This is a genomic window from Shigella sp. SIG3 (assembly GCF_053555855.1).
The window spans coordinates 1-8,206 of sequence record NZ_JBQZXE010000142.1; the positions used below are offsets into that span (position 1 = coordinate 1).

The following is an 8,206-nucleotide window of genomic DNA, read 5'->3' on the forward strand; positions in this document are numbered from 1 at the left end:
AGCTTGTGTAAAAAATAATGCCAGTTATCAACTTAATAACGCATTACCTAACAAAGAAACCATCTCCAGCAATTTTTGTGAACGACTAGAACAATGGGGTAATAAATCGGTTAATAATGGTGAAGAAAGAGCAATTGCCGTGGAGCGAATTAAAGAAGCTTACAATTCGAACATGGCATCTCTTGATTTGTCATATCTTGATTTGAGTGAATTACCGCCTATCCCCTCGACAGTTAATACGTTAAATCTGGAAAACAATTGTCTAACTTGTCTTGACTTAGCTGACATTGCCAGTCTCGTTAATATCAACCTCAGCGTTAATAAAATTAACACGATAACCTTTCCAAAAGAACCAAAACTGGAAAACATTTATATTGATCATAACAATCTGGAAAGTTTAGATTTAAAAAATCAGCATTCATTGGTTAATCTGGAAGCGCAAAATAACAGCCTAAAAAAATGATATTTCTGATAGTTATAAACTGAAATTTCTTAATCTTGATTATAACAAGCTAGCATCGCTGGATGTCTCCCGGCAAGAATCTCTGATTGAGTTAAGTGCCCATCACAATATGATCACTGACCTTATATTACACAATCATCCCAAGATGAAAACAATCACTTTAAACGACAACCATATTGCACATTTAAACGCCAAAAACACTACAAAACTGGAATATTTAAACTTAAGCAATAACAATTTACTGCCAACCAATGACATTGATCAACTAATATCATCAAAACATCTTTGGCATGTATTAGTTAACGGCATCAACAATGATCCACTTGCACAAATGCAGTACTGGACTGCAGTAAGAAATATAATTGATGACACTAATGAAGTGACCATTGATTTATCAGGACTTAATTTAACCACTCAACCACCAGGGCTGCAAAACTTCACCTCTATCAATCTTGATAATAACCAACTCACACATTTTGATGCAACCAACTACGATAGACTCGTAAAGCTAAGTCTGAATAGTAATGCTCTTGAGTCAATAAATTTTCCTCAAGGCAGAAATGTAAGTATTACACATATATCTATGAATAATAATGCTCTCAGAAATATTGATATAGATAGGCTTTCATCAGTTACTTATTTTAGTGCGGCACATAATCAACTAGAGTTTGTGCAATTAGAATCTTGCGAATGGCTGCAATACCTGAATCTCAGCCATAATCAATTAACTGATATTGTTGCAGGTAATAAAAATGAACTCTTACTGCTGGATCTATCCCATAATAAACTAACAAGTTTACACAATGTCTTATTTCCCAACTTGAATACGTTACTTATTAACAACAATTTGCTTTCTGAAATTAAAATATTCTATAGCAACTTCCGCAATGTTCAGACATTAAACGCTGCTAACAACCAGTTGAAATATATAAATCTTGATTTCCTGACTTATCTTCCATCTATCAAAAGTTTAAGACTGGACAATAATAAAATAACCCACATTGATACTAATAATACATCCGATATTGGAACTTTATTCCCCATAATAAAACAGAGCAAAAACTTAAATTTTTTAAATGTTTCTGGGAAGAACAATTGCCCTACTATGCAGCTCATGTTATTTAATTTGTTTTCCCCAGCACTTAAGCTTAATACTGGCCTGGCAATTCTTTCGCCTGGTGCATTTGAAGTTCACTCTGACGGAATAGATGTGGATAACGAATTGTTTCACTATACTATTAAAAAAGCATATATCCCATATAATATACACACTTACAAGACAGAGGAAGTTGTAAACCAGAGGAATATAAAAGTTAAAAACATGACCTTAGATGAAATAAACAATACTTACTATAATAACGATTATTACAATCAGGCAATAAGAGAGGAACCGATAGACTTTCTGGACAGATCGTTTTCCTCCAATTCATGGCCTTTTTAGTGAATAAATCATCACTAATTCTATAAGTGTCTGGTCTTGTTGAGAATATAGTTAATATGTAACCCTTTAGATTCACGATCTGAAGGGTTGAAACATGACATACGTTCAAAGATTAACCCCCGTTTGAAGGTTAGCTTGTTAGTTACATTTAGTAACACATATCTGGCTACTTAATCCCCATTCTGCCCCCGCGGTTACGCTTTCTTATCTATTCTTTCAATCAGCACTTCACCCAATTCATCCTTAATTCTAATAACTGGCTATTGCGCCTTACCTCCTGTTTTGTCTTTTTTCATTACCAATGTGTGCATGTGAGGAACAATATGGCACTGCAAAATGAGAAAAATAGTCGTTATCTTTTACGCGACTGGAAACCAGAAAATCCGGCCTTCTGGGAAAATAAAGGAAAACATATTGCTCGAAGAAACCTCTGGATATCAGTCAGTTGTCTACTTCTTGCCTTCTGTGTCTAGATGCTATTTAGCGCAGTTACCGTTAATCTCAATAAAATCGGTTTTAATTTTACTACCGATCAACTCTTTTTATTAACCGCATTACCCTCCGTTTCTGGCGCATTATTGCGTGTTCCCTACTCCTTTATGGTGCCTATATTCGGTGGACGCCAATGGCCGGTTTTTAGTACTGCAATCCTGATTATTCCTTGCGTCTGGCTCGGAATTGCCGTGCAAAATCCGAATACTCCTTTTGGGATATTTATCGTTATCGCTTTGCTATGCGGTTTTGCAGGTGCAAACTTTGCTTCGAGCATGGGCAATATCAGTTTCTTCTTTCCAAAAGCCAAACAAGGGAGCACTCTTGGGATTAATGGCGGATTAGGAAACTTAGGTGTAAGTGTAATGCAGCTGGTTGCACCGCTGGTCATTTTTGTACCTGTATTTGCCTTTCTCGGCGTCAATGGCGTACCGCAGGCCGACGGTTCGGTGATGTCGCTGGCGAATGCCGCATGGATTTGGGTACCGCTACTGGCGATTGCCACGATCGCCGCCTGGTCAGGGATGAATGATATCGCCAGTTCACGCGCCTCAATTGCCGACCAGCTCCCTGTCTTACAACGCCTGCATCTCTGGCTGCTGAGCCTGCTTTACCTTGCCACCTTCGGTTCGTTTATCGGTTTTTCTGCGGGTTTTGCCATGCTGGCAAAAACCCAGTTCCCGGATGTGAATATTCTGCGCCTGGCGTTCTTTGGCCCATTTATTGGTGCCATCGCGCGGTCGGTTGGTGGTGCTATTTCCGATAAATTCGGCGGCGTGCGGGTGACGTTGATCAACTTTATTTTTATGGCGATTTTCAGTGCCCTGCTGTTCCTTACCTTACCGGGCACAGGCTCCGGTAATTTCATCGCCTTTTACGCCGTATTTATGGGGCTGTTTCTGACCGCGGGTCTGGGAAGTGGTTCTACTTTCCAGATGATCGCCGTCATCTTTCGCCAGATAACCATTTATCGGGTGAAGATGAAAGGCGGTAGTGATGAGCAAGCTCAGAGAGAAGCCGTCACCGAAACGGCGGCAGCGCTGGGCTTTATCTCAGCCATTGGCGCAGTGGGCGGCTTTTTTATTCCGCAGGCATTTGGCATGTCGCTCAATATGACCGGCTCTCCGGTCGGCGCGATGAAAGTGTTTTTAATCTTCTACATCGTTTGTGTGCTGCTGACCTGGCTGGTTTATGGTCGGCGGAAGTTCAGCCAAAAATAAGAGATCGATGCCTGATGTACAACCGTGTCGCATCCGACAAGGCATCAGATCCCAATTCATTCCTGGAGCAGGAGTCATGTCATGAGTAAACTTTTGGATCGCTTTCGCTACTTCAAACAAAAGGGCGAAACCTTTGCCGATGGTCACGGACAGGTGATGCATAGCAACCGCGACTGGGAGGACAGCTATCGCCAGCGTTGGCAGTTCGACAAAATCGTGCGTTCCACCCACGGCGTTAACTGTACAGGCTCCTGTAGCTGGAAAATCTACGTTAAAAATGGTCTGGTGACCTGGGAAATCCAACAGACCGACTACCCGCGCACTCGCCCTGACCTGCCCAATCATGAACCTCGCGGCTGCCCGCGTGGCGCAAGTTACTCCTGGTATCTTTACAGCGCTAACCGCCTGAAATACCCGCTCATTCGTAAACGACTGATTGAACTGTGGCGCGAAGCCCTCAAACAACACAGCGATCCGGTACTGGCGTGGGCATCGATTATGAACGATCCGCAAAAGTGCCTGAGCTACAAACAAGTGCGTGGGCGCGGCGGGTTTATCCGCTCCAACTGGCAGGAACTAAACCAGCTGATTGCCGCCGCTAACGTCTGGACCATCAAAACCTACGGCCCGGATCGCGTTGCCGGTTTCTCGCCGATCCCGGCGATGTCGATGGTTTCTTACGCCGCCGGAACGCGTTATCTGTCGCTGCTTGGCGGCACCTGTTTAAGTTTCTACGACTGGTATTGCGACCTGCCGCCCGCCTCGCCGATGACCTGGGGCGAGCAAACCGACGTACCGGAATCTGCCGACTGGTATAACTCCAGCTACATCATCGCTTGGGGGTCTAACGTACCGCAGACACGTACGCCGGACGCCCACTTCTTTACCGAAGTACGCTACAAAGGCACTAAAACCATCGCCATTACCCCTGACTACTCTGAAGTGGCCAAATTGTGCGACCAGTGGCTGGCACCGAAACAAGGCACTGATAGCGCCCTGGCGATGGCAATGGGGCATGTGATTTTAAAAGAGTTTCATCTCGATAATCCCAGCGACTACTTTATCAACTACTGCCGCCGCTACAGCGACATGCCGATGCTGGTAATGCTGGAGCCTCGCGACGATGGTAGCTACGTTCCCGGGCGCATGATCCGCGCATCTGACCTGGTGGATGGACTGGGCGAAAGCAACAATCCGCAGTGGAAAACCGTAGCAGTTAATACCGCAGGTGAATTGGTAGTGCCGAACGGTTCGATTGGTTTCCGCTGGGGAGAAAAAGGCAAATGGAATCTGGAATCCATTGCCGCCGGTACGGAAACCGAATTGTCGTTAACCCTGCTCGGTCAACATGATGCTGTTGCAGGCGTGGCCTTCCCCTACTTTGGCGGCATTGAAAATCCGCATTTTCGCAGCGTAAAACACAATCCGGTGCTGGTGCGCCAATTGCCCGTTAAAAACCTGACGTTAGTCGATGGCAACACCTGTCCAGTGGTCAGCGTTTATGATTTGGTACTGGCGAATTACGGCCTCGATCGCGGGCTGGAAGATGAAAACAGCGCGAAAGATTACGCTGAAATCAAACCGTACACCCCAGCCTGGGGTGAGCAAATTACCGGCGTACCGCGCCAGTATATTGAAACCATCGCCCGCGAATTTGCCGATACCGCCCATAAAACGCATGGGCGCTCAATGATTATCCTCGGCGCAGGTGTTAACCACTGGTATCACATGGACATGAACTACCGCGGGATGATCAATATGCTGATCTTCTGCGGTTGTGTCGGGCAAAGCGGTGGCGGCTGGGCACACTATGTCGGCCAGGAAAAACTGCGCCCACAAACCGGCTGGTTGCCACTGGCCTTTGCGCTCGACTGGAACCGACCACCGCGCCAGATGAACAGCACCTCGTTTTTCTACAATCATTCCAGCCAATGGCGCTATGAAAAAGTCTCTGCTCAGGAGTTACTTTCACCGCTCGCCGATGCCAGTAAGTACAGCGGTCATCTGATTGATTTCAACGTTCGCGCCGAACGTATGGGCTGGCTACCTTCTGCGCCGCAGCTGGGGCGTAACCCGCTCGGGATTAAAGCTGAAGCCGACAAGGCCGGATTATCCCCCACAGAATTTACCGCCCAGGCGCTGAAATCGGGCGATTTACGTATGGCCTGCGAACAACCAGATAGCGGCAGCAATCATCCGCGTAATTTGTTTGTCTGGCGCTCTAACCTGCTTGGCTCCTCCGGCAAAGGCCACGAGTATATGCAGAAGTATCTGCTGGGGACCGAAAGCGGGATTCAGGGCGAGGAACTCGGTGCCAGCGACGGGATCAAACCGGAAGAAGTCGAGTGGCAAACTGCGGCGATTGAAGGCAAGCTCGACCTGCTGGTGACGCTCGACTTCCGCATGTCCAGTACCTGCCTGTTCTCCGATATCGTCCTGCCCACCGCCACCTGGTATGAAAAAGACGATATGAACACCTCGGATATGCATCCATTTATTCATCCGCTTTCTGCGGCGGTCGATCCGGCCTGGGAATCACGCAGCGACTGGGAAATCTACAAAGGTATTGCCAAAGCATTTTCGCAAGTGTGCGTGGGCCATCTTGGCAAAGAAACCGACGTGGTATTACAACCACTGCTGCATGACTCTCCGGCAGAGCTCTCACAGCCGTGTGAAGTGCTCGACTGGCGCAAAGGCGAATGCGATCTGATCCCGGGTAAAACCGCGCCGAATATTGTGGCGGTGGAGCGCGACTACCCTGCTACGTATGAACGCTTTACCTCGCTCGGGCCATTGATGGACAAACTTGGCAATGGCGGTAAAGGGATTTCGTGGAATACCCAGGATGAAATCGATTTCCTCGGCAAACTCAATTACACCAAGCGTGATGGCCCGGCACAGGGGCGTCCGCTGATTGACACCGCCATTGACGCTTCAGAAGTGATTCTGGCACTGGCACCGGAAACCAACGGTCATGTTGCAGTCAAAGCGTGGCAGGCGCTGGGCGAGATCACCGGGCGCGAACATACCCATCTGGCGCTGCACAAAGAGGACGAGAAGATTCGCTTTCGCGATATTCAGGCGCAGCCGCGTAAAATTATCTCCAGCCCCACATGGTCCGGTCTGGAAAGCGATCACGTATCCTATAACGCGGGATACACCAACGTTCATGAGTTAATTCCGTGGCGCACGCTGTCGGGACGCCAGCAGCTCTATCAGGATCATCCGTGGATGCGTGCTTTTGGTGAAAGCCTGGTGGCTTATCGCCCGCCTATCGACACCCGTAGCGTCAGTGAGATGCGCCAGATACCGCCAAACGGCTTCCAGGAAAAAGCACTTAACTTCCTGACGCCGCACCAGAAATGGGGCATTCACTCAACCTACAGTGAAAACCTGCTAATGCTGACGCTCTCTCGCGGTGGTCAGCCAACGTGTACCGCCGGGCATGACCATGATGTATCACGCCCAGGAACGCATTATGAATATTCCTGGTTCGGAAGTAACTGGCATGCGCGGCGGCATTCATAACTCGGTCACCCGCGTTTGCCCGAAACCGACGCATATGATTGGCGGTTACGCGCAGCTGGCCTGGGGCTTTAACTACTACGGCACCGTCGGCTCGAACCGCGACGAATTCATCATGATCCGCAAGATGAAGAACGTTAACTGGCTGGATGATGAAGGTCGCGATCAGGTACAGGAGGCGAAAAAATGAAAATACGTTCGCAAGTCGGCATGGTGCTTAACCTCGATAAATGTATCGGCTGCCATACCTGTTCGGTGACCTGTAAAAACGTCTGGACCGGACGCGAAGGCATGGAGTACGCATGGTTTAACAACGTCGAAACCAAACCGGGCATTGGTTATCCGAAAAACTGGGAAGATCAGGAAGAGTGGCAAGGCGGCTGGGTCCGCGATGTGAATGGCAAGATCCGTCCGCGTCTGGGCAGCAAGATGGGCGTAATAACCAAAATCTTCGCCAACCCGGTGGTGCCGCAGCAGATTGATGATTACTACGAACCTTTCACCTTCGACTACGAACATTTGCATAGCACACCGGAAGGCAAACATATCCCTACTGCTCGCCCGCGTTCACTGATTGACGGCAAACGGATGGACAAAGTGATCTGGGGCCCAAACTGGGAAGAACTGCTGGGCGGCGAGTTTGAAAAACGTGCCCGCGACCGCAACTTCGAGGCCATGCAAAAGGAGATGTACGGGCAGTTTGAAAACACCTTCATGATGTACCTGCCGCGCCTGTGCGAACACTGCCTCAATCCCAGCTGCGTGGCGACCTGCCCAAGCGGCGCTATCTACAAACGCGAAGAAGACGGCATTGTGCTGATTGATCAGGATAAATGCCGTGGCTGGCGTTTGTGCATTAGCGGTTGTCCGTACAAAAAAATCTACTTCAACTGGAAAAGCGGCAAGTCAGAAAAATGTATCTTCTGTTATCCGCGAATTGAGTCAGGCCAACCCACCGTGTGCTCAGAAACCTGCGTGGGTCGCATCCGGTATCTGGGCGTGCTGCTTTACGACGCCGACCGCATCGAGGAAGCGGCGAGCACCGAGCGCGAAGTTGACCTCTAT

3 protein-coding genes and 2 pseudogenes are annotated in these 8,206 nt (G+C 48.0%); all 5 read left to right on the forward strand.

Annotation, left to right across the window (positions count from 1 at the left end; translation table 11 throughout):
- Positions 1-463 (forward strand): IpaH-like protein (locus ACUU1I_RS18060; protein WP_032327153.1); only part of this gene is annotated, 463 nt, incomplete at its 5' end.
- Between the two features lie 109 nt (positions 464-572).
- A complete protein-coding gene (locus tag ACUU1I_RS18065; protein ID WP_000627092.1) occupies positions 573-1,904 on the forward strand; it encodes a leucine-rich repeat domain-containing protein in 1,332 nt (443 codons plus the stop codon).
- Between the two features lie 323 nt (positions 1,905-2,227).
- Positions 2,228-3,616 (forward strand): annotated as a pseudogene (gene narU / locus ACUU1I_RS18070) (nitrate/nitrite transporter NarU).
- Positions 3,617-3,697: 81 nt separating this feature from the next.
- Positions 3,698-7,331: pseudogene (narZ, locus tag ACUU1I_RS18075) on the forward strand (nitrate reductase Z subunit alpha).
- Positions 7,328-8,206: nitrate reductase subunit beta (gene narH, locus ACUU1I_RS18080; protein ID WP_032157042.1), on the forward strand; the 879-nt coding region annotated here is incomplete at its 3' end. The pseudogene narZ and the gene narH, both read left to right, overlap by 4 nt.

Coding starts and splice junctions, on each gene's coding strand:
- ACUU1I_RS18065 (WP_000627092.1), top strand. CDS start 573: ATGATCACTGACCTTATATTACACAATCATCCCAAGATGAAAACAATC.